This is a genomic window from Acidobacteriota bacterium (assembly GCA_016715115.1).
In the GTDB taxonomy this organism is placed as follows: domain Bacteria; phylum Acidobacteriota; class Blastocatellia; order Pyrinomonadales; family Pyrinomonadaceae; genus JAFDVJ01.
In genome coordinates this window covers 551326-575085 of record JADKBM010000016.1, presented here as the reverse complement: position 1 = coordinate 575085, position 23760 = coordinate 551326, and the positions used below count along the sequence as shown (strand labels likewise).

Sequence of the window (23760 nt, the reverse complement as noted above, 5' to 3'; positions counted from 1 at the left end):
AATCTTCGCAAATGTCCGTTTTGATCAGTTATCACGAAATCGCCAAGAAAGCGAATTACTTTCGCGAAAATCGGCGAAAATTCGCGGGCGAATAAATCTCGGTGATGACGGCGCTAAATCCCGACTTCGGCCTTCGCTTCGGCGAATTTTTCGACGGCGAATTTCAGGTCTTCCATCGAGTGGCCGGCCGAGACCTGCGTCCGGATCCGCGCTTTGCCTTTCGGGACGACCGGGAACGAGAAGGGGATGACGTAAACGCCTTTCTTCAAGAGTGATTCCGCCATCTTCACCGCCGGCATCGCGTCGCCGAACATCACCGGAACGATCGGATGTTCGCCAGGGAGAATCTGAAGCCCGATCTTCGAAAGCTCTTCACGGAAAAACTTCGTGTTCGCCGCGAGTTTGTCGCGGAGCGCGGTCGATTCGGTCAAAAGATCGATCGCCTTGATCGATGCGCCGACGATCGGCGGGGCGACGGAATTCGAGAAAAGGTATGGGCGCGAACGCTGTCTCAACAACTCGATGATTTCCTTCTTTGCGGACGTGTATCCGCCCGATGCGCCGCCGAGCGCCTTGCCGAGCGTTCCGGTGATGATGTCGATACGGTCCGTAACGCCGTGATACTCCGGCGTTCCGCGGCCGTGTTCACCGATGAATCCGACCGCGTGCGAGTCGTCGACCATCACCATCGCATCGTATTTTTCCGCCAAGTCGCAGATCTGATCGAGCTTCGCGATGTAGCCGTCCATCGAAAAGACGCCGTCGGTGGCGATCATACGGTTTCGCGCTCCCGCCGCTTCCTTGAGCCTTTCTTCAAGGTCGCTCATATCGCCGTTTCGATAGCGCGAGCGTTGGGCCTTGCAGAGACGGACGCCGTCGATGATGCTGGCGTGGTTGAGTTCGTCCGAGATGATCGCGTCTTCTTCCGAGAGCAGCGTTTCGAACAAGCCGCCGTTGGCGTCGAAACAGGACGTATAGAGAATCGTGTCTTCCATTCCGAGAAAGGCGCTGATCTTTCGTTCGAGCTCCTTGTGGATCGACTGTGTTCCGCAAATGAATCTCACGGATGAAAGTCCGTAACCCCATTCATCGAGCGCCTTGTGCGCCGCGGCGACGAGATCGGGATGATCCGAGAGCCCGAGATAGTTGTTGGCGCACATATTCAAGACCTCGCCATCGGCGACCCTGATATGCGCTTCCTGCGGACTTTCGATGACGCGTTCGTTCTTGTAGAGTCCGGCCTCGCGGATCTCGCCGATCTGATTCTCAAGTTGTTGTTTGATAGCTCCGTACATAAACACTCCGACACTCGCCCGCGAACGGGTGAAGATAATAAAAATGCAACCCGCGTCAAAAAGGGTTAACGCCGGTAACGGAAACGGTCGCGACCGACCACCACGCCCTTTACCGAAAAAACGACCTTGTAACTTCCGGAGCTCGGCGTACCGCCCCGGAACTGGCTCGGGAAATCGATGTACGCCCACTCGTCCTCGACCGCCGACATCGTGCCGCGGTAGGTTTTGCGGCCCAATGTCACGACGAATGTCGCGGTAAACCGCCGCATCGTTCCCCATTTGTCGCGAAGGCCGAGCGTGACGACGCCCGGTTGCGAGTCATCGACGGAAGTCTGCCAAGTTGCGCTGCGTACCGATTGCCCTTGAATCTGACCGGCGGTGAAAAAAACGATCGCCGCCGTCGCCAACAAGGTCAACAACCCGATTCTGATTTTCATAGCATCAACCTCCTGCTTCCTAAAGCGTCCGGCCACCGGCGTTCCGCTTCGCTCCTTAAATCCACGCGACCGCTACGTTTTTCGGATTCGCATCATATCGAATCCCTTCCGGGACTCGGTCCAATGAATGCGTTGGGTCTTAACTTGATTTTACTCCAAGTGTATCGATTTCGAAACATTAGCAGTGAACCCGGATCACGCATTAGCTACTCAGTCGGCAGAAGCACCGCGTGCCGAAGAAACACGAGTTGTGCGATCTATCGCAAATTACTTGTCAGGATTTTCAAAGCGGAATCCTGCTGGCACTCCGGACCGGTGTTGAGCTCGTTGCGGTCTCCGCGCGGAGACCGCCTGTTTGGCAAAGGCCGTTCGTTTCCGCTTCCCAGTCCCCCGCAAAAGCTTGTCCTCGGAGCAAGGTCCGCCACGGCTGCAAAACCCTGCGCGATCCATTCCAACAGTTAGCTTATAGAGGTGAAGATATCTGAAATTTCAAATCAATCCTGTCCTAAACGTTGGATTGCAGAACCGGATGTGCCGGAAGCTGCTCCACTGCAAACATCAAAATCCCAAGATGGCGAAAAGAACCCTTGGCTTCCGGGGACTTGCCGCGCGTGGTTGGTTCTCTGAAATCGGCTTTAGATCTCAAATCTCAAATTTCAGATTTCAGAGTGTCCGCCATGCAAACTGAAAAGGCCGCCCGAAAAAATCGGGCGGCCAAGCGATCAGATCGATCGGTCTGAATTAATGGACGTACCAGCTTGCCGGGGGAACGTCATTCAGCGAGCCCCACTCGAAGTTCGTCGTTCCAAGGTCGGATGACCTGCGAACCCAGAACCAGTTCTGCGCGGGATCGGCATTCTGACGCCAGATCGCGATGTCCTGTTTGCCATCGCCGTCATAGTCGCCCGGTGTACTGATGTCGCCCGTGATGCCCCAAGGGATTCCGTTGTAGAAGTCATCAGGGGTTCCGCCGCCGTCTCTTTCAAGGATGAAGTGCTGTCTCACTCCGCTGACGGTGCGGCGAACGCAGAAGTCAGACTTGCCGTCTCCGTCGTAGTCTCCCGGAAGAATGAAATCAGTTGACAGTCCCCAGTTAATATACTCAACACCGCCGCCGTTGGACTTCAAAAGAACAAACTGTCCTTTGGCCGGAGTCGAGACGATCGGACTCGTGCGCTGGATGCAGAAGTCGTGTTTGCCGTCTCCGTCGAAGTCACCCGTGTTGACGAAGAAGTCACCGTCTTCACCGAAACCCCACGGCTGATAGGTAATGTTGCCGCCCGGATTGGCGTTGCTTCCGCGGTAGAAGAAGAAACACTGACCATCGCCGGCACCAAAGGCCGGGCAACGGTATGTCGCGACGTCCGCTTTGCCGTCGCCGTCATAGTCGCCGGTGATCGCCGGATCGTCGCCCGTCTGCCCGAAGACATCCGTGCGGACGGTGTTGTTGGTGCTCTGGAGAATGTAGAACGCCGCGACGGTCGCCGCGCCGGGTCTCCAGACCGAAAGGTCGGTCTTTCCATCACCGTCGTAATCGTTCGGCGTGAAAAAGTCGGTTGCGGCATCGCCAAACGGCTGGACCGCAGTCACGCCCGAACCGTTGATCGAGGTGTACCAGTAGATCGGCGGAGCGAGAAGGTTGTCACCACGTTCACGCGTGTCGCGAACCTTGGTTTCAAGACTGCTGTCGATGCTTTGCCGAAGCGAGCCCATATTCGGGGCCGATGCTTCGCTGAGCGGGGTATTTGTCGCGCGGGCGACGACATAATCCGTCTTGCCGTCGCCGTCGTAATCCATATTGGCCTTGCTCGGCGCTGCCGCCGCCGTTTCAACCAACAGCGTCGCCGCTGAGAGCGTGCCGGTGTCGCCGCCGCCGTGGTCGGTCACCCTGAGCGTCCAGGTTCCGTTGGCGTTCGCCACGCCCGTAAAGGCCGAATTCATAACCGTTGCGGGGGACGGGTTCGTTGCGCCGGCGCCACCGAGCGCTGTCGTACGGTACGAGCCGGCCGCAACTGGATTCGTGGCCGCGGCCTGCCACCAACCACCCGCCGGGGGCGTGTTGTTGAGGTCGCCGAAATTATACGGCCCGACCAAGTCGGATGACGTGCCGCACGAGTTCGACGTCGTCGCGCCGGTGCGTCCGAAAAGTACGTGGGATGCGCCGTTCGGAGCGATCAAGATCGCCTTGACGTCGGCCGACCACGAGTGCGCCGGGGAAAAGGTCATACCGTTGAGTTCGACCTTGTTGACGGCGCCGGAAAGGCCGGAAACGTTAAAGGTAACGTTCAGCGGCGTTCCGCCCGGCGAGTCAAGGCAGCCGGTCGGGCCATCGGGGATCGCGCCAAACCCTGTTCCGGCGAAGGTCGCCGACGGTACGGCCGCGACCGGCGCTTTTTCGACGGCCTGGTTGTTTTGTGCTCCAAACCATAATGCCACCGCGGCCAATCCGATCACCAAAACGGCGAAAAGCAGCGGGCGAGTGGCTTCAATTAACTTAGTCCAAGACATTTAATTTCCTCCTCAGAAGTTTTTGTTGATACGCTTAGGCAAAAGAAGCGGCTCCAGAAACCCCGCAACATTCGAACTGCCGGGGGATGCAAAGAATCCACAGATTCCTACTATCGTGTGCGTTTGCTGTCAAATAAGACGACTTGAACCCAGCCTCGCGCACGATGTCCGCAGATGCCTCGTTCGCACGTCGTCTGAAACCTTTTACCGATCTGTATGCTTGTTGTCCAGAACAACAAACCTCGCAGCGCGTTACGGTTAAATTATCCCGTCATCGTAACAGAATTCGACTCAAACGCATAGCGTTTTCTTACTTGCCCTTCATTTTTTTTGGAGACAAAGCAACAGCCGCGCCGAATCGCGTGTGAGCGCCAGCGATTGCGGCAATCGGTCAAACGGACCAGTCGAGGATGACCTTGCCCGAATTCCCTTCGCGCATCACCTCAAAGCCTTTCGCGAACTCAGTGTGGTGAAAACGGTGCGTGATCACCGGTTCGATGTCAAGACCACCTTCGAGCAGGACGCTCATCTGGTACCAAGTCTCGTACATTTCCCGGCCATAGATGCCCTTGATCGTAAGCATATTGAAGATGACGGTCTTCCAATTGATGGCGAACTCATCCGCCGGAATTCCGAGGAAAGCGACGTTTCCGCCGTGCGTCATATTCACGAGCATATCCTTGAAAGCCTGCGGACTGCCCGACATTTCCATACCGACGTCGAAGCCCTCTCTCATTCCGAGCTCTTTCTGAACGTCGGCGATCGAGGTTTCGCGAACGTCGACAGCTAGCGTCACTCCCATTTTTCGCGCGAGTTCGAGGCGCTTCGGGTTGACGTCGGTGATGACGACGTGGCGCGCGCCGGCGTGCTTCGCAACCGCGGCGGCCATAATGCCGATCGGGCCGGCTCCCGTAATAAGTACGTCTTCGCCGAAAACCTCGAACGCGAGCGCCGTATGGACGGCGTTGCCGAACGGATCGAAGATCGCCGCGACGTCAAGATTGATGCCCGGCTCGTGCTTCCAGATATTCGTCATCGGCACGGCCATATACTCCGCGAAACCGCCGTCGGTGTTGACTCCGAATCCGAGCGTCTTGGCGCATTTGTAGCGCCGGCCGGCAAGGCAGTTCCGGCAACGGCCGCAGACGAGGTGGCCTTCGACCGAGACGATGTCGCCGACATAAAAGTCATTGACGTTCGAGCCGACCTCGACGATCTCCCCGACCAGTTCGTGCCCGAGGATCGTCGGTACCTTGATCGTACTCTGCGCCCACGCATCCCAGTTCCAGATATGAACATCGGTGCCGCAGATTCCGGTGCGTTTCATACGGATCAGAACGTCGTTGATCCCGATCTCGGGTTCCGGAACGTCTTCGAGCCAAAGACCAACTTCGGCTTTGCTTTTTACGATTGCTTTCATAGCTTGATTCTACTCCAAATGCCTTGATTTCCAAAGATTAAGGCTCGATCAGAATATCGTATTTCGCAAGCAGTCCGGCGAGTCCGGCGTACGAGAACCGTGCCTTTGAGATCCGGTTGGACTCCGGGTTGATAACGAAATTCACGGCCGTTCGAAGATCCGATCTTTCAAGGTTCGTGGCGTCGAAGATCGCGTCGCGCAGGTCGCAATCGGCGAGAGTCACGCCCGACAGATCGGATCCAGCAAGATCGACCTCTTTCAGATTGCATCGTTCGAACACCGAATGCCGGAGATCGCGTCCTGAAAATGTCGAAAGACTGAGATTGCAGTCAATAAAACGGCATTCGAAGGCGAAATTGCTCGCGTCTTCGAACCGCAGTCCGACGATCTTGCATGAATTGAAACCGACCGATCTGAACGCCGTATTCTTGATGACGGCCAGGCTCAGATCGCATCTGACGAACGCGCAATCGACAAACAGGGTTCCCGAAAGGTCCGCCTTCGCCAAACGGCAATTCTCGAACGTACAGTTCTCAAACTCGCTGCCCGTAACATTTTCAGCGGAAAAGTCGATGTCGTCGAATGCTTCGTCAGCTTTGTACATTTTCGTCAGCATTTTACACTTAACCCGGATTAGGCAAGAGAGAGTTTCTTTCCGCGAAACACGCCAAAAACACTAAAAATGGTCCTTTCAATGCACTTTTCTGATCTTGGAATTCTCATTTAAACGCCTTCAACCGTCACGGATTCGCCGTCCGGCGGATAGATCGGGCTTCTTCGAAATTCCGTCGTGCCGATCGAAGCTGCAATGCAGGGGGTCAACGCGAAACCACGTCGAGACCGGTCAAATCTTTTAACTTCGCGGCGATCCGCTTGAGTTCTTCTTTCGAGATCGTTTTCAGGTTCGTGAATGTCTCGTCGACCGTCACTTCATTGCCGCGCGTTTCGACGAAGTAATCGCGCGGGACCGGACGTGTCGGAAGATTCAGTTGAACTTCGTCCGGCCGTATCCTCGACAGGATCTCGGCGAGTTCTTCGATCTCATCCTCGTGCGGTGTCCGGAGCAGCATCGTCTGAATCGCGAGAATGCCCTTGAACTCTTTCCGAAGCGCGATAATGCCGCTGACGATCGATTCAAAGGTGATTCCGGCCGCAGGTCGGTCGAACCGACGCAGAGTTTCGTCCGACCAAGCGTCGAGTTTGCAAAAAACGCGGTCGGCCAGCGCGAGTTCATCCCGCACCGCTTTTTGATCGAGCAGTGTAGAGTTCGTCAGAACTATCACCGGCTTCGCCGTAATTCTTTTAATTTCAGTAATTATCTCGCCAAGATTGGCTGCGAGGGTTGGTTCGCCGCTGCCGGAAAAAGTGATCACGTCGCAGTTCGTCCAATCCGACAAGCGGAGATCCGCGATGACTTTTTCGGTTTTGACGAAGACGCCGCGTTTTGCCGTAACGCGGTTTATCTTTCCGAGCTGGCAGTAGACGCATTCGAATGAGCAGATCGAATCGATACAGAGAACATCTACTCCGAGCGAGCGTCCGAGACGCCAGGATTTTACCGGACCGTAAATGCTGGCGGGCACTGTCATATACCAAAATAATAACCCAAGATGACAGAGATTGCAGTCAGCGCGCCGTAGATGAGCTCCCAAATACCGATCCGCATCGCCTTCACTTTCTTGCGATACGACGAGAGCCCCCAAGCCGCGCGAATCAGAAGAACCGAGAAGATTACGAGCGGCAATTTCGGAATGAGGCCGTTGACGGCAAGCAGTGCAACGCAGGCGATCCCGGCGACGTGTGCGAAGATCGCCGGGAAGTACAAGTAGTCTTTGCCTTTTTCAAGCCGCAGCCGATTGCGGACATAAACGATCGACGGAATCAAACGCGCCGCGAAGACCCCCCAAAGCGCGTAGGCTGTCCCGGCTTCAAATCCGGAAGCAAGCGCGATCACGGTGATCGATGACGAGATCGCTACGGCACCGGTCAGTTCCGGGACAAGATTTCGACTCTGTCTCGACGCGTCGGCATAGATCTGGTAGACGCCAAGCGGTGCGACGAGCAGAATCGGAATGAAACTCCTGAGATCGGCGAACGCCAGGCTGCCGGCAACTCCGACGACGTAGATCAGCCCGAAATAGAGCGCAAATTTCAGCGCAACGGAAGTTTGCGGCAGATCGCGTCCCGCGATCCTGTCGGCAACGTAGACCTTCAGCGGCTGGCGCATCAGAAACGCGCCGACGTAGGTGAGAGCGATCCACGCCGCCGGCATCGAGAACGCGATCGCGAGTGCAACGACGAGCGGCTCAAACAAAAATCCCCAAGCACCGTGTTCGTTCGGCAATGCGATTCCGCGGGTTCGGACCTTAACTGTGGAAATTACCTCAGACATCTGCAAATGGACTCCGGGATAGCTGAAATTGGAGAATCTGGATGGCGATCCATAGGTTCTTCGCGGCTCCGGCGGAAGCCGGCTTCATAACTCAGATCGCGAAAACTCTCGCTTCGAGTTCAAGCGCCTTCGGAAAAAGCAGATTGTTCTCGAGGTGAATATGCTGGTGCAAATCGCGCTCGAAACCGGCAAGGCGATGATAGAGCGCCGTAAAACTTGGGCACGCATCGTCTGGCAATTTGTAATCATCGGCGAGTTCACGCAACGCGCGCAGCATATCACCGGCACTGTCGTGTTCGCGGAGCATCATATTTACCGGATTTTGAACCGATCCGAAACACGAGAAATGGATAGCGGTATCGCCGCGTTCGGCCTTTTCGAGGTTCTCGACATACGGGAACAAAACGTTCTCTTCCTTCAGAAGATGCTGCATCAGTTCGTCGCAAAGCAAATTGAAGACGCGATCCATTTCGAGAAGTTCCGTATGAGTTTCACCGTGCCGACTCGCGACCTTGGCCATCAACGGAACGAGGCTCGCGATCTCCGAGCGCGTAAAGACGTGGTGTTTGTCGACGATGTAGCCGATCAACGTTCCCAGGCTTGCAGTATTTAGCCAAGTCATATCTCCAATACTTTCGGCTTTGACGATCTCTTCGATCTTTTTCGTGACGATCGTCGGGTCTGCGCCGGCCATCTCACACGCTTCGTTGAACTCGTGACGGCCGCGGCAGCAGTAGTCGATCTTGAATTCTTCGAAAACGCGGGTCGTGACGGGCATCTCAAGCGCGATCTCGCGTACGGTTCTGTTGGACAATGTTTGCATCTTTACCTCCGAAAATTGTCAATGATCGGATGATAGGCGCGCAGTCGGCAAGAAAACATGATTGCAATCACTTTCGCCGAAAAACAGGTCAGCAGCTTGATTCGGTCTCGCGCGGATGCGGGAAGGTGTCGTGGTCTTCATCACCCTCGCGCGGGGTCAGGCACTTGAAATCCTTTTCTATCAGAAGCTTGATGGTTTCCGTCTCGCCAGCGATCTCTACCTGGTCGGTGGCGGCCCAGGTTTCGACGGTTTCGGTCGGAATCGAAATTTCGATCGTGCCGTTAACGAACGACGCGCGCGGCTCGATCGCGTCAACTGATGTCAGGGCGCAGACGAGGATCTGGCCATTTCCAAAATCGGTGATCTCTTCAATAAATCCGTTTTCGGCGAACGCCGCGACCTCGCTTTGCGAGAGCCTGACACGAACCGTATTTCCGCGAATTCTGAGTTTCATAACTCGACTATAACAAATCAGAACTTGCGCGGGAAAATGAAACCATTTTCGACCGTGTTCATTCCGATCTTCGGATAGTATTCCATCGCGTCAGGAACCGAAAGGAGAAGAACCATCGACCCGCCGCCGGCGCGTTCTCGCGTCAAATCGACGAGTCTGCGGCCGATCCCCGACTTCTGACACGCCGGATCCACCGCCAGATCGGCGAGATAGCAGCACCAGACTCCGTCCGCCAGCGCGCGCGAAACTCCGACCAGTTTGCCGTCGGCGCGGGCCGCAACGACGATGTCGGACGAAGCGTACATTGCGGCGATGCGTGTCGGATCGTCGATCGGCCGCGGCAATCCGGCGGCGCGATAGAGTTCGATTATCTCTTCGGTTTCGGGTATTTCGTTCAGCGTGTATTCAAGCATTGGACGAATTCAGGGATTTCAGGGATTCCAAGGTATTCCAAGGGATTCCAGCGTATTCCAAGGATTCCAGGGATTCCAAGGGATTCCAAGGATTCCAAGGATTCCAAGGGATTCCAAGGATTCCAAGGATTCCAGGGATTCCAGGGATTCCAAGGATTCCAAGGATTCCACGGTATTCCAAGGATTCCAAGGATTCCAAGAATTCCAGGGTATTCCAAGAATTCCAGGGTATTCCAAGGGTATTCCAGGGGATTCCAAGGGATTCCAGGGTATTCCAGGGTATTCCAACGATTCCAAGGATTCCAAGAATTCCACGGGATTCCAGGGTATTCCAAGGATTCCAGGGTATTCCAAGGGTATTCCAGGGTATCAAGGATTCCATTCGCGATATTCTTTCGAACCAAGCTGACAGCTCACCGCTCGAAGCTCACGGCTCGAATCAGTCCAACCACGACAAAAACCAACCGATCCAAATTCCTAAATCACAAATCCGAGATCCCGAGCCATTCCCTCGCGGTTCCAGACAAAAGTCGTGTCTTCGTCGCGTCGTCAATATCCATCGACTCGATCAGGCTTCCGGCGATTTCTTCGCCAAGCGGGAAAGGGTAATCGGTGCCGAGCGCGATGCGGTCGGCACCTGCAATGTCGATCAGATATCGCAACATCGACCGATCGTGAACGAGCGAGTCATAATAGATTTTCCGCACATATTGACGCGGATTGACGTCGTTATCGACGGCGCAAAGATCCGGGCGAACTTCAAAGCCATGAGCGATGCGTCCGACCGTAGATGGGAAGGACCCGCCGCCGTGCGCGAAGCAGATCCGAAGATCGGGGCATTTTCGGAGAGTGCCGGCGAAGATCAGCGAGCACACCGCGCGGGATGTCTCAGCGGGCATTCCGACGAGCCACGGCAGCCAGTATTTCGTCATTTCGGCTTCGCCCATCATCTCCCACGGATGGACGAAAACGGCCATCGAAAACTCTTCGCAGGCTTTGAAGAAATCGAAAAACCGAGATTCGCCGAGATTCAGCTGATTGACGTTGGAACCTATCTGAACGCCCTTGAAACCGAGCGTTCTGCAACGCTCGAGTTCGCGGATCGCAAGCCTCGAGTCCTGCATCGGAACGGTTCCGAGTCCGATGAATCGGGTCGGGAACGCATCGACGGTCGCCGCTATCCCATCATTCAAAAACTGCGAAGTGTCGGCGCAATCGGCCGGTTTCGCCCAGTAATTGAACATCACCGGAACCGTCGAAAGCACCTGAACGTCGACGCTTTGCACATCACAATGTTCAAGACGTCGTTCGGCGGACCAGCAATTGTCCTCGATCTCGCGGAAGAAATGCCCGTCGTCCCTGATCATCCGAGCGCAGCACGGCTTGTGATGCTCGAGCGAAATGAATCCGCCGTAGCCGAACTTCTCCTTCCAACGCGGAATCTCGCGCGGAAGAATGTGTGTGTGGATGTCGATCATTTCGATTTTGGATTTTCGATTTCTGATTTTGGATTGGTTTTTCGGATCCTATTTCCGTCACAGGTCATTGCCTGTTCCAAAATCCAAAATCGGATCAACCGACTATCGGCGGCGGTTCCATCACCGCGCCGCACGATTTGCAGGTTCGCAGACCCGAATCGCCGTAGAATTTCCTGAAAACGCCCTGAAACTGGTTGACGATATCGGTTAGCTCGAAATACTCTTCGTACAACTTCTCGTTGCAGTTCTCGCAAAACCACAGAAGTCCGTCGAGTTCTCCCTCACGGCGTTTTCGTTCGATCACGAGTCCGACTGTGTTCGCGCCGCGGATCGGGTTGTGCGGCACCCGCGGCGGCAAGAGAAAGATCTCGCCCTCGCGGATCGGGACATCGACCGCTCGGCCTTCTTCCTGCACCTTGACCGTGATGTCGCCCTCGATCTGGTAAAAGAACTCCTCGCCCTCTTCCCAATGATAATCCTTTCGGGAATTCGGTCCGCCGACGACCATCACGATAAACTCCGCGTCCTCATAGACGAGTTTGTTTCCTACCGGCGGTTTAAGCAAATGACGGTTGTCGTCGATCCATTTCCGAAAGTTGAAGGGTCTTTTGATTGGCATACTAATTGGAGAAGATCCGATCGATCGGCCTTCCCGCCGAAGGATCCTGTTCAGAATAATCGAACCCGAGCAATTTAGTCACGGTCGCGGCGACCTGATTTTGATAGATCGTATCGCTTTTGGACCACTCACCGCGGAGTTTTGAATCGGGCGAGGCAAATGCCATCCAAATCCAGCGAGCTTCCGGAACATCTTCGCCGTGCTTGTCCCAGTCGTTTTCGGTTTTGCCGCGCCCGTGGTCGACGGTAATGATGACCGATGTTTTGTCTTTGTAACGCGGGTCGGTCCCGACGAACTCCCAGAGTTCTTTCAGATAGTTGTCCGACCGGCGGAGGGCGTCGATCATCCGGTCGTAGTTCTCGTCGTGCGCCCAGTCGTCGGTCTCGCCGAGTCCGATGTACAAAACGCGCGGCGAGTGTTTCGTGAGGTGAGACATCGCGAACCGAAATGTGTAAAAGTCGTGTCGCACCGAATCCCAAGGCGTCGGAGTCTCGAATTGTGCATCACTGAGGGCTTTTCCGCCAGTATCGAATCGCTCGTAGCCGGCGTTGATCTCGAACGCGTCCTTGTCGGTTGCCGCGATCTCGTTGAACACGTTCCAGGATGCGAACAGAGCCACCTGATCGTGGTTGAGTCTCATTTTCCGTTGCAAAAACTGAAGAAACGACGGAAACCTGTTCTGAATCCGATCGTTGCTGTTGATCACATCGTCGCGCGCGCGTCCGGTCAGAATCTCCGAATAGCCGGGATACGAAAAGAGCAGATTGTTGGTTGTCTTCACCTCGCTCCCGAGTTCGCGGTTGCCGGCGATCGAGCCGAAATCGCGCATCAGCCGGGTCCAGAAAAAAGGCATCAACTTTTCGCGCCGGGAGGTTGCGTTCGGCGCCGAATACTGTTTGAACGTCAAACGGCTTTCGGCGTTTTTGTAAATCTTCTTGTAGAGTTGTTCATCGAGCCCGCCAAAGATTTCTTGGATGCGGGCACCGTCGAGCGTAACGACGATCACGTTTTCAGTTTTCGTCCGGGCCGGGGCGGGACAGACGAAAACGAGCAGCATAAGCGCAAGAACTATCGGTTTCATCGGTGTCAAAGTGTAAGAAGCGTCTTGACGGTCCGCCAGTTTCGGCCCGTCGCCGCGATCTTGAGTTTGTTGTCGATAAATTTCTTCCCCAACAGGCTGTCGGCAACGCCCGCGCGGAGAAGGCAATAGACCTCGCGCCCACGAACCGAGAATGACTCGGTTTCATTATTGTGGGAAAGCAGGAACGCCGCTTTTTCGTCGTTCATCGCCTCGCTCAAAAAAACGAGATGCATTTGCTTGTCTTCGAATTCCTCGTTCGCAAACGGATTTGCGTCGACCGCGTCACGAATCGAATCGATCGAGCGAACCATCACCGGAGTTCTGAAAAACTCGCGTTCGAACGATTCGTAGATCCGCGCTTCGATCGATTCTTCCGGATCATCGGAATCGACAGCGACATTGCCGCTTTGGATATATGAACGGACGTTGCCGAATCCAAGGTCGGAAAGCAGTTCCCGGAGACGCTCCATCCTGACGGTCGTTTTGCCGCCAACGTTGATTCCGCGAAAAAGAGCGACATACCTCATCACTGTTTGTACCAGGTTACCCAATCGTCGAACGGCCGCGACGTGTCGGGTTCCGAACCGAACCTGATGACATTGCCGTCGGGGTCGGCGACGTGAATCTCCATCGCCCATTCGTAATTGGTTGGCGGAAGCTTCACGATCGCGCCTTTGGCAGTCAACTCCTCGTGCAGGCGCAAGACGTCGCCGACGCCGATGTAAACCCACGTTCCGAAATTCCCTTGGTCGTTTTCGCAGAGCATCAGATTCGCCGCCTGACGCGAGACCGATGCGAATCCGCTTTCGTGGCCCCAGTCAGTCGCGAAACCGAGAATGTTGTTGTAATAATCGAGCGACGCCACGAGGTCGCTGACACGAAGAATGGGCGATGACGAGTGAAAATTCATATCGATCTAAATCATCGAACCGGCAAATACGCAGAAAGCTACGGGTTCGAGATGTTTAAAGTCCGAAACTCCAGATACTCCAGATTCCAGATATTACGGATTCCAGATATTACGGATTCCAGATATTCCGGATTCCAGATATTACGGATTCCAGATATTACGGATTCCAGATATTACGGATTCCAGATATTCCAAATTCCAAAAACTGAAATCCCAAATCGCAAATCGCAAATCGCAAATCGCAAATCGCAAATCGCAAATCCCCGATCAGACTGTTGCGATGACCTTGAGTTCGATCGCGATCGGTGTCGGAAGGCAGTTGATCTCGACCGTCGTCCGGCACGGACGGTTTTCGGCGAAGTACTCGGCGTAAACGCGGTTATACGTCGCGAAATCGTCCTTCATATTGGTCAGGAAGACGGTCACGTCGACGATCTTGTCCCACGACGAGCCGGCGTCTTCGAGTATGTAACGGACGTTCTGAAAGACCGAACGGCATTGCGTTTCGATGTCGTATGCGACGATCTCGCCGGCGTCGTTGAGTTCGACGCCCGGGATCTTTTTCGAGCCGCGCTCGCGCGGGCCGACACCCGATAAAAACAAAAGATCGCCGACCCGCCGTGCGTGCGGGTAGAGACCGACCGGTTCCGGTGCTCGGGATGATTCAACCACGACGATTTTGGATTGGGGATTTGTGATTTCGGATTTTTCGGATGTCATTTCAGTAGATCTGTTTTCCAAATACGAAAAGCGGACCAAGAGCAATCCGCACTCCCAAATCACAATTCCGAATTACCTCGACAGTGCTTTTCCGATCGCTTCGAAAGTTTGGTTCGCGCCGGCGATTATCTTTTCGGTGTCCGCCGTTTCGGCGAATTTGGTCACGGCTTCGGCGTAACCGCGCCACATCTTTCCGGTGTCGGGACCATAGCCGAGGAAAAACGCGGCGCCATTCGAAGCATCGAGATCGAAATGCTGTTTCAGATGCCGGCCGATGACCTGGCCGCCGAGCGTTGATCCCTCGATGACGTAAAGCGATCCGAAGATATTCTCCTTTGAATCGAGATCCGGGAACGTCTCCGCCCGCTCGAATGCGTTGATCTCATCGTCCGAATACCCGAGATTCTTCAAGTCTTTGAGAAGCCGCGGCGTGTTCAACCGTTCGCTGTGATCGAGTTCGATCGGGTTCTCTGCCAGCGACTCCTGCACTTTTGCCTCAAACGGCTCATAAAATGCGAAGAAGCGTTTCAAAAGTTCCCGGTAATCGTCGAGTGTAAAGTCCGGACGCATCAGATTGACTGTTGCTTCGGTCGCCTGATGCTGATGGGCAGTTCGCGATTTGAGCTGCGCCATTATTGAATCATTTGCTGTTTCTGGTTGCATAACGCGGATATTTTGCCACGATTCGAATGGTTTCACGAATCCGTGGACGTTTTGGATTCAGTTTTTTGGTCGAACTATTCGCCGCCCGCGCGTTCGCCGTCATAAACGACAGCGGCGCATTCGACGAAAAGATCGAGATAGTAATCCCGGATCTCTTCCGACGCGAGCGTTCGGTTTTCCTTTTCGGCGATGAATTTCATCAACTCAAAGGCGACCTCTTCGCCGGTTTCGATCCTGACGGGTTGTGTTTCGTTACTCATATTTAGCCCTCGCGGGAAGTATAGCAGAGCTTGGTGTCGGGCGGGCGTCGGGCCGGAGTCCAAAATCCAGGCTCTTCGTTTATTTCTCCAAAACCCGTATGCAGACGTTCTTCTCTTCCGTAAAAAACCGCAACGCTTCGAAGCCGCCTTCGCGGCCCATTCCGGAATCTTTGACTCCGCCAAAAGGCGTTCGCAGATCGCGCAGAAGCCAGCAGTTGATCCAAACGATTCCGGACTCGAGTTTTGCCGCGAGGCGGTGGGCGCGTGTCAGGTTCTCGGTCCAGACGGTTGCGGCGAGTCCGTAACGAACCGAGTTCGCATACTTCAGGACCTCGTCGTCCGTGTCGAACGGCTGGATCGTTACGACCGGCCCGAAGATCTCTTCCTGATTCGTCCGGCAATCGAACGTTAACCCCTCGATGACCGTCGGTTCGATGAACCAACCGCCGAAGCCATCGACACGCACCGAACGGCCGCCGCACAAAATCACACCGCCTTCGCTTTTGGCGAGCTCGACGTATGACAGGATTTTCTCAAAGTGCGCTTTCGAAGCGATCGCGCCCAGATTTGTCTCGGCCGCGCGCGGGTCGCCGACCTTGAGCGCTTTCGACCGTTCGACAAAATCCTTTTTGAAGCGCTCGTAAAGCGGGCGTTCGACGAAGATCCGAGATCCGCAAAGACAGATCTCGCCCTGATTCGAAAACGACGACAGCAGCGTCGTTTCGAGCATCGCTTCGTAATCGCAGTCGGCGAAGATGATATTCGGATTCTTGCCGCCGAGTTCGAGCGAGAGCTTTTTGAATTTGGGCGCCGCCTCGCGCGCGATCCATTCGCCGGTGGCCGTTCCGCCCGTGAACGAGATCGCCTTGACTTCGGGATGCGAGACGATCGCCGCGCCGGTCTTCGGTCCCGTGCCGTGGACGATGTTGAGAACGCCGGCCGGCAACCCGGCCTCGATGCATAGTTTCGAAAGCAGATACGCGGTCATCGGCGTAACCTCAGACGGTTTCGCGACAACGGTACAGCCCGCCGCGATCGCCGGAGCGATCTTCCACGTGAAAAGGTAGAGGGGCAAGTTCCACGGTGAAATGCAGCCAACCACGCCGAGTGGTTGGCGCAGCGTGTAATTGATCGCCTGGCCGACCGTGTCGTGCGACTCGTTCGCGAGATGCATCTGCGCCGTCGCGTAAAACCGGAAATTCGCCGCCGCGCGCGGAATGTCGACGCGTTTCGCAAGGCTCACGGGTTTGCCGTTATCGACGCTCTCCGCTTCCGCAAGCGGTTCCAGGTCGCGCTCGATCAACCGCACGAGGCGCATCAGTATCTCGAATCGTTCGTCGTGCGGCGTCGTCGACCAAGCTGGAAACGCATCGCCCGCCGCACGCACGGCTGCGGCAACGTCGTTTTCGTCCGAATCCGGGATCAGTGAATAGACCTCGCCCCGCGCCGGATCGTAATTGTCTAGGTATCCGCCAGAAACCGGCGCCGCGAGCATTCCGCCGATGTAGTTTTCGATCTTCAGCATTCGTCAATGATAGTCCGCAAACGTCGAAGTGCGTCGGAAAACGACACTCTCCACTTTCAGCTATCCGCTCTCAACTGTTCCGAAACAAAGATCCGGCAAGGCAGAGGACCTCCGGGATCAGTTGAAACGGGCCGATTCACGGAGATCGCTGCCTAAACCTTTGCGAACGTCAATCCTGTCTGTCCCTGATACTTGCCCCCACGGTCCGAATACGAGACGGCGCAGTCTTCGTCGGACTGGAAGAACAGGATCTGGCCGATTCCTTCGTTCACATAGACTCTGAGCGGCAAATTCGCGAGGTTGGCGATCTCGACGACAAGGCGACCGGTCCAACCGGCTTCGAGCGGAGTTGTGTTGACGAGCAGACCGGCCCGCGCGTAGGTCGATTTCCCAAGGGCGATGCCGGTCACGTTGCGCGGCATCTTGAACGTTTCGACCGTTACTCCGAGTCCATAATGATGCGGCGGGAGCAGATAGAATTGCGCCCCGTCATCCGAGGTCTGAAGGACCGGTTCGATCAGCGAAAACTGATCATCGAAGCGCTTTGGATCGATCTCCTTGGCGTGAACGGAGGAAAAGATGCGAAAACCGTCGTCAGCCAGACGCATATCGTAGCCGTAGCTCGAACAACCCGCCGAAATGATCCGTCGGCCTTCCGATTCGCGCACCAGCTCAGGCAAGAACGGCGCGATCATCCCTTCTTCCTCCGCCATTTTGCGGAGCCAAATGTCAGACTTAATGGACATAGACTAAAAAATAGCCTATCGCTTGCGAAAAGAAAAATCGCGAAAGAAAATTAGTCGCCGATAAACGCCGGACGCGTAAGAGAGGCGAAATCGAAGAATTCCCGGTCTTTGCGCGAAAATCCGGATTTGGTGATCCGAAGCTCGGAGAATGCGAAGCGGAAACGACGGGTACTTCGATTGTTTGGCGTTTTCGTGCGCCGAGATCCGTCAACGATCCGGGATGGGAATCCTATCGCGGAATCCGGAACAAACGCCGATTGCGCGGCAAAGTTATTTGATTGGCGCGATATTCAGGACCCCGTCGCCGACGGTGAATTTCATCGGAACGCCGCCGACGCCGGCCTTGGCGACCATCAATTTGTCATCGAATTTGTCGCTCCGCGTTCGCGGCTTGAGTTCGGTAAAGGTGTTGCCGATATTTCCGGTTCGGAGAACTGCGGCGTCGAACATCGCGTTCAGGCCCGGCGGCAAAAAGACGTTCATCGTGCCACTCGTCAGCTGGACGTCGGCGAACCTTCCACGCCAACTTCGGGAGGGAATCGTGACGTCGACGTTGCCGGTGCCGAAGATCGCCTGGATGGCGCCGCCGTCGAGACTCATTTTGGCGTCGCCCTTGACGAAGTTGACGCGCATATTGCCGTCGACCCCGGAAACGAAAAAGTCCCCCGAACCGCCGTTGATATTGAGATCGCAATAGCGCGGGACCTTGATGACATAGTCAATTCGGAAGGGAAGTCCGAGCAAAGTTTTCGGGATCTTCTTTCCCGATTTCTTGAGATAGTTCTTGTCGTGCGTGCCGACGCTGTTGATGCGCAAATGATTGAATGTCGAATCGAGGACGAAACCGTTGACACCGGCCAGTTTCGCCAGGTCGGCCTCGTTCGCCGCTTCGATCTGGATCTCGGCCGAAACCTCGATCTCGTTCTTGCTCCACCCCTCGATGCGGATCGAACCGAACGGCGCGCCGGTAACGGTCACAGTGCCGCCGACGCCGAATTCGACCGAATCGGACTTGAACGCGGTCCGTTTGATCAAGGCCGTCTGCGCCATCGTTGAGAAGGCGGTCAAAAGAACGGCGACGAAAATTGCGATCGAGCGAAATTGGATGATTTTCATATGGTTTGGCGCGGAAAAAAGGGAAAGGCGGAACGGATGCTCCATTTGTAGATTAGTTGATTGAGAGGCGGTCGGTCAAAGCTTTTCTTTTCGATGCCGACTCGCCGGCGGACCGCCACAAGCGCTTTTGAGCGTCAGCGCCTGATCAATGCAATGCTTCCGCGTTGGTTGGTGACTGTCAGGGTCGCGGCGCCGTCGCCGTTCTTGCCGATCACGCGGCGACCGTCGCTGACGACATTCATTGAGCCGCCGGAAAACGCGCCAAGTGAAATGTTGCGCGTCGAAGGTGCGGTCGCGACAAGTTTGAAACCGGAGTCGAACGGGATCCGCACGTTGATGTTGCCGCGCATCGAAACGAACCGGTAGTTGCCGCCGCTTTGTATTTCGCCGTCGAAGAAGATGTCGCCGATGACGTTTTCAGCGGCAACGTTGTTGGCTCCGATGTTTGTCAGGGTGATATCGCCCTCGCTCGAAATATTGGCCCGGACAAGTCCGCCGCGGACGTTGCTGACGTTGAGATTGCCGACGCGAGTTTCAATATCGACCGAGGAAGTGAACGGCACCTTGACGGTGAAATTGACGTTGCCGACTTCGTTGCGGCCCTGATTGTCCTTGACGACATTGATCAGGATCGTGCCGCTCAAACTCTGCGGGACGATGTTCGCCGCCGGCGCTTCGAGATATGCCGAGATCTGAACCTGATCCTTGTTCCAGCCTTCGACGGTCACGGTCCCCGAACGGTTGGTCAGTTGCAAACGCACGTTCTTGCCCGCCGGATAAGTCTTCGCGAATCTCTTCTGCGCCAAGAGTTCGGGCGCGGCGGCGTTAGCAAAGAAAAAAACTACGCTCAGGACGATCGTAGTTTTGATGATTGCTGAAAGCCCGACAAATTGTCTCAACTTCAAAATCATTGCCAAAACTTACAGTTCGGAAAACTCACGCAAAAGCTCCATCTTCTCGTTGAGAGTAGTGTCGAGCATCTCGCCCGAAAGCTCGTCCTGCGGATTTTCCTCCAAGATCAACGTATATTCATTGACCGCTTGATTTATTTCGTTCAGGTTTCGGTCGAACGCGTCCCGCAAATGGGCATCCCATTGGACGCGCCGGGCCTGGACGCGCTTGTTCCAGTAATCGATCGCTGTTTCGCGCTCCTGCAACTTGCGTTTGCGCAGCTGCTGCGGCGTCTCGACCAAGCCGAGTTTGCCAAGGACGCGGTCGACGACGGTCGGTTCGGATTTCAACGCGAATCCATCTTCAGCCTGCGAATACTGTTTCAAGCCGATAAATGTCAGCAGCGAGCTGACGAGCGCAATGCCGATGATCGCCGCCGCGACCTGCGAGAACGAAAAGTTCCAACGGCGCGGAAGCCATCCCGAGACGGGTTCGACCTCTTTTACCTTTTGTTCCTTGGCGATCTCGGCGCTGACTTCACCCTCGATAATGTTGTTTATCCGGCACCAAAGTGCCTGCGGATTTGGCGGAACAGCGTTTTCGTCCGATTCGAGCCGCGACACATCGAGCAGCATCGCCAGGTCCTCGCAAACCATCGAACAATCCAAACAAACTGACAAATGCGTCCGGACATCCGCGCAACTCGTTTCATCGAGTTCGCAGTCCAGATACGCGCTTATCATTTCTTGGCACAGTTCGCAGTTCATCCGTTTTCCGCTAAAACAACCTTCCCATCGTCCCGGCAGCAAGTGCTGACTACCCTAATAGATTGCCGAGGCCTTCGATAGGTTGCCCCGGCGATCAAAAGTCAGCCATTTTGCTTGATCAGAAGACCGCGAAGCTTCAGACGAGCTTTGTGGAGCTGCGATTTCGAAGTCCCGACCGAGAGCTTGAGCATTCGGGCGATCTCTTCGTGCTCGTAGCCTTGGACGTCGTGGAGGATGAAAACCTTTTTGTAGCCCGGCGGGAGTTGTTCGATCGCGCGGTTCAGCGCCAGCCGGTCGACAATCGGCATCTTGTTCGGATTCGCGGTGCCGACGACGATCTGGTCCGGTATTTCTCCGGTATCGCTGACTTTTTCGTTCTTCACGCTTCGACGGCGAAAATGCATCAGCACCTGATTTACCGTCAAACGGTGAAGCCAGGTCGAAAAGGCGGAATCCCCGCGGAAACTCCCGACCTTGCGAAAGAGCTGGATGAACACTTCCTGCGTCAGATCCTCGGCTTCGGTTTGACTGTTGGTCATTCGCAGACAGAGCGAAAACGTCCGCCGATTATACCGTTGATAGATCAGTTCGAACGCTGAAAGGTTGCCGTCGGCCGCAAGTTTGCAAAGCGACAGGTCATCCGAGTCGGCGGAAACCGGGGTGATCTCCGCGACCGAAGGAGTTTGAAAAAGTGGAAGCTCAACGCTTTCCTCAATGCCGAATGCGCCGTCCCGCTCAATCGCCGAGGTTAGGTCCATAGCCGCTCCTAAAAAATTTGATTCTGAATTCAGTAGATCTTCGCTGTCTATGATGTCGCACCTCCTTCGGAAAGTTGCTCTAACCGGCGATTATTTTATGACGAAAGTCATTGAATAGTAAATGGCAAATGTATGGAGTTCCGCGTTTGCGCGGTTCGGGCGATTGCAGTGCAGGAATTAATCCTTACGCCAAAGCCGCCTGAAGGCGGAACTCCAAGAAATCAACCCTTCTTCTTTTTCAACAACAGGTCGCAGACTTGATAGGCCCCGGTCGGGTCGATCGCGGTGCGGCCAACCTCGACGTGCTGGATCTTGCCTTCTTTGTCAACGACGAACGTCGCGCGGGCGCCGTAGCCCGATTCTTCATTATACAGCCCGTAATCCTTGGTCGCGCTGCGTTTCCAGTCGCTCAGCAAGGGGAAGTTCACTTTGATATCCTCGGCAAAGCGCTTGTTCGCGGCGAAACTGTCCATCGAGATCCCGAAAACCTGTGTTTCCGCTGCTTCGAATTTGGCGATATCAGCCTGATACGCCTGAAGTTCCTTCGTTCAGCCGCCGGTGAACGCGAGCACGTAAAACGCGAGGACAACCGTCTTCTTTCCGCGGAAATCGCTCAGTTTCACGGCCTTGCCGGTCGTGTCGGTCAACGTGAAATCCGGCGCCATATCGCCGACCTTAAGTGTCGTTTTCGGCGCTTGGGGCGTCTGTGCAAATGCCGCCGCCGCCAGGAAAAGCCCTACAAGAATTGATGCGTAGATCTTTTTCATAAATTTAGTCGTCAGAACTGAAGATCGTCAGAATATACCAGAAAAGAAGCGCGACGCTCGCGAACAGCGACAAGGATGCCGCGACATGCTGCGTCGGATGGTATGAATGAAGCACGTTCGACGTGCTGTAGAGAATCGCCGTCGCGGCGAACGCGACCATCACGAATGCGAAAACGGTGCCGAGCGTGAAGCCGAAGATCAAACTAGCCGCGATGAAACCGAGCGCGACAAAGCCGCCGATCGCGAGGATCGAACCGAGAAACGAAAAATCGACCCGCGTGATGAAAACCACGGCCGTCAACCCGGCGAAGAGGCCGAATGTCACGAGCCCCGCTTTGAGGATCGTGTCCGCGCCGCCGCCGTAATACGCCGCCATATAGAGCAACGGAATGAAGATCAGCGCTTCGGCGACGATGTAAACGATCAGACCGAGATACTGGGTCGCGCCGGACACCTCGGAATGCGCCCATTTGTTCGCGAGCCAAGAGACACCCATAAAGGCGGCGAGTACCGCGAACCACGAAAGCCGACCGCCCATTTGGAGCACGCCGATGACCATGTCGGCGACGCCCGAGACGAAGAAAAAGGCTTCGACACCGACGAAAGCGAGTATCGCGGCCGCCAAATGAAGATAGGTCTTTCGGATAAACGACGCCCGTTCGGCCGGTTTTGCGTCGGCGGCTGAGTATCCGTAGCTTTGATTGAATTCCTGTTCCATATCTATTTCTCCCTTGTTCGGTTTTTCTCGGATTATACACGATTCGCCTCGGTTCAGAAAAAAATCACAAAAAACTCATAGATCCTTAATTACCGCGTACGGTTTCGTTTCTTATGATGGCAATGCTCTCGAGGAGGATGAAATGGGAAAAAGTTATGCACATATCAAAGCTCTGGCCCAACCGGACCAGACTGCCTGCTGGTCGACATCGATGGCGTGGTGGACGCGGACGCTGCCGAAAGTGAAGGACCATTCGGAGTTGGATATCTTGGGGCTGTTCAACCATCTCGCAGGTTCCGACGGCGGGTTGACGTTTCCGGACGGATACAAAAAGATGCTCGGTGAGCCATTATGGGGAATGACGGTCGAGGAGGTCTCGATGGGCGTTCAGATGCGTGACCTCGGGAATACGGTCTTCAAAGTCTCCCCGGTTATGTGCGGATACTGGGAATCGGGCGTCGGCGGGTATCACTCGGTCGCGCTTTACAATTACAAAGCTCGCGACGGTGTCTGGGCTATGGATCCGAACGGGGGCGTTCACGTGTACCGGACCTTCGATTACTATTTCACTCCCCATCGAAAGACGATCTTCGGTTACATCTCTCCGCCCGAGAAAAAGAAATGAAATAAGAACATGCGAGGTCAGGTGCGCCGGGTTGACAGTCCGTCCCGAACCATCCTGATGCAAAGTTTAAGTCGAGAGACCATTTCAAACGGATCGACTGTGCGTGTCTTGTTTCCAACGTGGCCGGTTCGCGGGACGCGGAGTGCTTGGCTTTGCGTGGAAGTCCGGATCCGGGCCGGCAAAGAAAAACAGGCCGCTTTCCTCAAAGCCGCCTGTCCGGAGTATTAATGATGTATGTTCGATCAGGTTCCGTTTTCAGCCTTCGTGCTCGAAATTCGTCGGGATGAGTTTAGCAAACCTTGAATCTACCGACGCTCTCTTTAGTCGCGACTTCCGACAAACGGCCTTTTCGTTTCTATGATGCCAATCGGAGA

At 55.1% G+C, this 23760-nt stretch carries 29 protein-coding genes; 2 read left to right on the top strand and 27 right to left on the bottom strand.

The window, feature by feature from the left end:
• Positions 1-113 precede the first annotated feature (113 nt).
• The 10 genes from IPN69_20395 to IPN69_20350 all read right to left on the bottom strand — a co-directional run bounded on the left by IPN69_20395 (position 114) and on the right by IPN69_20350 (position 9742).
• Complete coding sequence (locus IPN69_20395; protein MBK8813072.1) at positions 114-1295, bottom strand: glycine C-acetyltransferase; 1182 nt, start codon at positions 1293-1295, stop codon at positions 114-116.
• A 65-nt stretch (positions 1296-1360) separates the two neighbouring features.
• Entirely contained in the window at positions 1361-1732 is a 372-nt protein-coding gene (locus tag IPN69_20390) for a hypothetical protein (GenBank protein MBK8813071.1), read from the bottom strand.
• Positions 1733-2473: 741 nt separating this feature from the next.
• Positions 2474-4240 (bottom strand): hypothetical protein, encoded by a 1767-nt coding sequence (locus IPN69_20385; GenBank protein MBK8813070.1) that lies wholly within the window; start codon positions 4238-4240, stop codon positions 2474-2476.
• Positions 4241-4631: 391 nt separating this feature from the next.
• Entirely contained in the window at positions 4632-5660 is a 1029-nt protein-coding gene (tdh, locus tag IPN69_20380; protein ID MBK8813069.1) for an L-threonine 3-dehydrogenase, read from the bottom strand.
• 37 nt (positions 5661-5697) lie between these two features.
• A complete protein-coding gene (locus tag IPN69_20375; protein MBK8813068.1) occupies positions 5698-6264 on the bottom strand; it encodes a pentapeptide repeat-containing protein in 567 nt (188 codons plus the stop codon).
• A 214-nt stretch (positions 6265-6478) separates the two neighbouring features.
• Positions 6479-7243 carry a radical SAM protein gene (locus IPN69_20370; GenBank protein ID MBK8813067.1) on the bottom strand — a complete coding sequence of 255 codons (765 nt, stop codon included), beginning with the start codon at positions 7241-7243 and terminating at the stop codon, positions 6479-6481.
• A 2-nt stretch (positions 7244-7245) separates the two neighbouring features.
• Positions 7246-8052, bottom strand: coding sequence for a YwiC-like family protein (locus tag IPN69_20365; protein ID MBK8813066.1), 807 nt, complete (start codon positions 8050-8052; stop codon positions 7246-7248).
• 91 nt (positions 8053-8143) lie between these two features.
• Positions 8144-8875 carry an iron-sulfur cluster repair di-iron protein gene (ric, locus tag IPN69_20360; protein ID MBK8813065.1) on the bottom strand — a complete coding sequence of 244 codons (732 nt, stop codon included), beginning with the start codon at positions 8873-8875 and terminating at the stop codon, positions 8144-8146.
• An 88-nt stretch (positions 8876-8963) separates the two neighbouring features.
• Complete coding sequence (locus tag IPN69_20355) at positions 8964-9329, bottom strand: hypothetical protein (protein ID MBK8813064.1); 366 nt, start codon at positions 9327-9329, stop codon at positions 8964-8966.
• A gap of 17 nt (positions 9330-9346) precedes the next feature.
• Positions 9347-9742, bottom strand: coding sequence for a GNAT family N-acetyltransferase (locus tag IPN69_20350; protein MBK8813063.1), 396 nt, complete (start codon positions 9740-9742; stop codon positions 9347-9349).
• Here IPN69_20350 and IPN69_20345 point away from each other — a divergent pair.
• On the top strand, positions 9729-10151 hold the full coding sequence (locus tag IPN69_20345) for a hypothetical protein (protein MBK8813062.1): 423 nt from the start codon (positions 9729-9731) through the stop codon (positions 10149-10151). The two genes, IPN69_20350 and IPN69_20345, sit on opposite strands and share 14 nt — an antisense overlap.
• A 73-nt stretch (positions 10152-10224) precedes the next feature.
• Here IPN69_20345 and IPN69_20340 read toward each other — a convergent pair whose 3' ends face one another.
• The 17 genes from IPN69_20340 to IPN69_20260 form a co-directional block, all read right to left on the bottom strand.
• Complete coding sequence (locus IPN69_20340) at positions 10225-11220, bottom strand: amidohydrolase (GenBank protein MBK8813061.1); 996 nt, start codon at positions 11218-11220, stop codon at positions 10225-10227.
• Between the two features lie 94 nt (positions 11221-11314).
• A complete protein-coding gene (locus IPN69_20335; protein MBK8813060.1) occupies positions 11315-11839 on the bottom strand; it encodes a 3-hydroxyanthranilate 3,4-dioxygenase in 525 nt (174 codons plus the stop codon).
• Between the two features lies 1 nt (position 11840).
• Positions 11841-12920, bottom strand: a complete 1080-nt coding sequence (locus tag IPN69_20330; GenBank protein MBK8813059.1) for a phosphoglyceromutase — start codon at positions 12918-12920, stop codon at positions 11841-11843.
• Between the two features lie 5 nt (positions 12921-12925).
• Complete coding sequence (locus tag IPN69_20325) at positions 12926-13447, bottom strand: DUF1697 domain-containing protein (protein ID MBK8813058.1); 522 nt, start codon at positions 13445-13447, stop codon at positions 12926-12928.
• Complete coding sequence (locus tag IPN69_20320) at positions 13447-13830, bottom strand: VOC family protein (GenBank protein MBK8813057.1); 384 nt, start codon at positions 13828-13830, stop codon at positions 13447-13449. Before IPN69_20320 ends, IPN69_20325 begins: the two co-directional genes overlap by 1 nt.
• Before the next feature lie 267 nt (positions 13831-14097).
• A complete protein-coding gene (locus IPN69_20315; GenBank protein ID MBK8813056.1) occupies positions 14098-14550 on the bottom strand; it encodes a RidA family protein in 453 nt (150 codons plus the stop codon).
• 72 nt (positions 14551-14622) lie between these two features.
• The gene (locus tag IPN69_20310; protein MBK8813055.1) at positions 14623-15213 is read right to left on the bottom strand and encodes a biliverdin-producing heme oxygenase; all 591 of its coding nucleotides are present in this window, start codon (positions 15211-15213) and stop codon (positions 14623-14625) included.
• Positions 15214-15287: 74 nt separating this feature from the next.
• Positions 15288-15473 carry a hypothetical protein gene (locus IPN69_20305; protein MBK8813054.1) on the bottom strand — a complete coding sequence of 62 codons (186 nt, stop codon included), beginning with the start codon at positions 15471-15473 and terminating at the stop codon, positions 15288-15290.
• 79 nt (positions 15474-15552) lie between these two features.
• Positions 15553-16998 (bottom strand): aldehyde dehydrogenase, encoded by a 1446-nt coding sequence (locus IPN69_20300; GenBank protein MBK8813053.1) that lies wholly within the window; start codon positions 16996-16998, stop codon positions 15553-15555.
• Between the two features lie 152 nt (positions 16999-17150).
• Positions 17151-17744: a dCTP deaminase gene (locus tag IPN69_20295; protein MBK8813052.1), complete on the bottom strand. Its 594-nt coding sequence runs from the start codon at positions 17742-17744 to the stop codon at positions 17151-17153.
• A 270-nt stretch (positions 17745-18014) separates the two neighbouring features.
• A complete protein-coding gene (locus IPN69_20290; protein ID MBK8813051.1) occupies positions 18015-18860 on the bottom strand; it encodes a hypothetical protein in 846 nt (281 codons plus the stop codon).
• A gap of 134 nt (positions 18861-18994) precedes the next feature.
• Entirely contained in the window at positions 18995-19765 is a 771-nt protein-coding gene (locus tag IPN69_20285) for a DUF4097 family beta strand repeat protein (GenBank protein ID MBK8813050.1), read from the bottom strand.
• Between the two features lie 15 nt (positions 19766-19780).
• Entirely contained in the window at positions 19781-20518 is a 738-nt protein-coding gene (locus tag IPN69_20280; GenBank protein MBK8813049.1) for a zf-HC2 domain-containing protein, read from the bottom strand.
• Between the two features lie 101 nt (positions 20519-20619).
• On the bottom strand, positions 20620-21276 hold the full coding sequence (locus IPN69_20275; protein MBK8813048.1) for an RNA polymerase sigma factor: 657 nt from the start codon (positions 21274-21276) through the stop codon (positions 20620-20622).
• A gap of 221 nt (positions 21277-21497) precedes the next feature.
• Positions 21498-21794, bottom strand: a complete 297-nt coding sequence (locus IPN69_20270; GenBank protein ID MBK8813047.1) for a peroxiredoxin family protein — start codon at positions 21792-21794, stop codon at positions 21498-21500.
• 30 nt (positions 21795-21824) lie between these two features.
• Complete coding sequence (locus tag IPN69_20265; protein ID MBK8813046.1) at positions 21825-22043, bottom strand: redoxin domain-containing protein; 219 nt, start codon at positions 22041-22043, stop codon at positions 21825-21827.
• Positions 22044-22047: 4 nt separating this feature from the next.
• Entirely contained in the window at positions 22048-22761 is a 714-nt protein-coding gene (locus IPN69_20260; GenBank protein MBK8813045.1) for a Bax inhibitor-1/YccA family protein, read from the bottom strand.
• A 142-nt stretch (positions 22762-22903) separates the two neighbouring features.
• Here IPN69_20260 and IPN69_20255 point away from each other — a divergent pair, with 142 nt between their 5' ends.
• Complete coding sequence (locus tag IPN69_20255; GenBank protein MBK8813044.1) at positions 22904-23386, top strand: hypothetical protein; 483 nt, start codon at positions 22904-22906, stop codon at positions 23384-23386.
• Positions 23387-23760 lie beyond the last annotated feature (374 nt).

Excerpts from the sequence above, each read along its gene's own strand:
- IPN69_20335 (MBK8813060.1), bottom strand. The coding sequence starts at position 11,839 with ATGCCAATCAAAAGACCCTTCAACTTTCGGAAATGGATCGACGACAAC.
- IPN69_20255 (MBK8813044.1), top strand. The coding sequence starts at position 22,904 with ATGGGAAAAAGTTATGCACATATCAAAGCTCTGGCCCAACCGGACCAG.
- IPN69_20320 (MBK8813057.1), bottom strand. The coding sequence starts at position 13,830 with ATGAATTTTCACTCGTCATCGCCCATTCTTCGTGTCAGCGACCTCGTG.
- IPN69_20315 (MBK8813056.1), bottom strand. The coding sequence starts at position 14,550 with ATGACATCCGAAAAATCCGAAATCACAAATCCCCAATCCAAAATCGTC.
- IPN69_20325 (MBK8813058.1), bottom strand. The coding sequence starts at position 13,447 with ATGAGGTATGTCGCTCTTTTTCGCGGAATCAACGTTGGCGGCAAAACG.
- IPN69_20375 (MBK8813068.1), bottom strand. The coding sequence starts at position 6,264 with ATGTACAAAGCTGACGAAGCATTCGACGACATCGACTTTTCCGCTGAA.
- IPN69_20295 (MBK8813052.1), bottom strand. The coding sequence starts at position 17,744 with ATGTCCATTAAGTCTGACATTTGGCTCCGCAAAATGGCGGAGGAAGAA.
- IPN69_20340 (MBK8813061.1), bottom strand. The coding sequence starts at position 11,220 with ATGATCGACATCCACACACACATTCTTCCGCGCGAGATTCCGCGTTGG.
- IPN69_20365 (MBK8813066.1), bottom strand. The coding sequence starts at position 8,052 with ATGTCTGAGGTAATTTCCACAGTTAAGGTCCGAACCCGCGGAATCGCA.
- IPN69_20390 (MBK8813071.1), bottom strand. The coding sequence starts at position 1,732 with ATGAAAATCAGAATCGGGTTGTTGACCTTGTTGGCGACGGCGGCGATC.
- IPN69_20280 (MBK8813049.1), bottom strand. The coding sequence starts at position 20,518 with ATGAACTGCGAACTGTGCCAAGAAATGATAAGCGCGTATCTGGACTGC.
- IPN69_20355 (MBK8813064.1), bottom strand. The coding sequence starts at position 9,329 with ATGAAACTCAGAATTCGCGGAAATACGGTTCGTGTCAGGCTCTCGCAA.
- IPN69_20265 (MBK8813046.1), bottom strand. The coding sequence starts at position 22,043 with ATGAAAAAGATCTACGCATCAATTCTTGTAGGGCTTTTCCTGGCGGCG.
- IPN69_20330 (MBK8813059.1), bottom strand. The coding sequence starts at position 12,920 with ATGAAACCGATAGTTCTTGCGCTTATGCTGCTCGTTTTCGTCTGTCCC.
- IPN69_20305 (MBK8813054.1), bottom strand. The coding sequence starts at position 15,473 with ATGAGTAACGAAACACAACCCGTCAGGATCGAAACCGGCGAAGAGGTC.
- IPN69_20310 (MBK8813055.1), bottom strand. The coding sequence starts at position 15,213 with ATGCAACCAGAAACAGCAAATGATTCAATAATGGCGCAGCTCAAATCG.
- tdh (MBK8813069.1), bottom strand. The coding sequence starts at position 5,660 with ATGAAAGCAATCGTAAAAAGCAAAGCCGAAGTTGGTCTTTGGCTCGAA.
- IPN69_20395 (MBK8813072.1), bottom strand. The coding sequence starts at position 1,295 with ATGTACGGAGCTATCAAACAACAACTTGAGAATCAGATCGGCGAGATC.
- ric (MBK8813065.1), bottom strand. The coding sequence starts at position 8,875 with ATGCAAACATTGTCCAACAGAACCGTACGCGAGATCGCGCTTGAGATG.
- IPN69_20290 (MBK8813051.1), bottom strand. The coding sequence starts at position 18,860 with ATGAAAATCATCCAATTTCGCTCGATCGCAATTTTCGTCGCCGTTCTT.
- IPN69_20350 (MBK8813063.1), bottom strand. The coding sequence starts at position 9,742 with ATGCTTGAATACACGCTGAACGAAATACCCGAAACCGAAGAGATAATC.
- IPN69_20385 (MBK8813070.1), bottom strand. The coding sequence starts at position 4,240 with ATGTCTTGGACTAAGTTAATTGAAGCCACTCGCCCGCTGCTTTTCGCC.
- IPN69_20275 (MBK8813048.1), bottom strand. The coding sequence starts at position 21,276 with ATGGACCTAACCTCGGCGATTGAGCGGGACGGCGCATTCGGCATTGAG.
- IPN69_20300 (MBK8813053.1), bottom strand. The coding sequence starts at position 16,998 with ATGCTGAAGATCGAAAACTACATCGGCGGAATGCTCGCGGCGCCGGTT.
- IPN69_20260 (MBK8813045.1), bottom strand. The coding sequence starts at position 22,761 with ATGGAACAGGAATTCAATCAAAGCTACGGATACTCAGCCGCCGACGCA.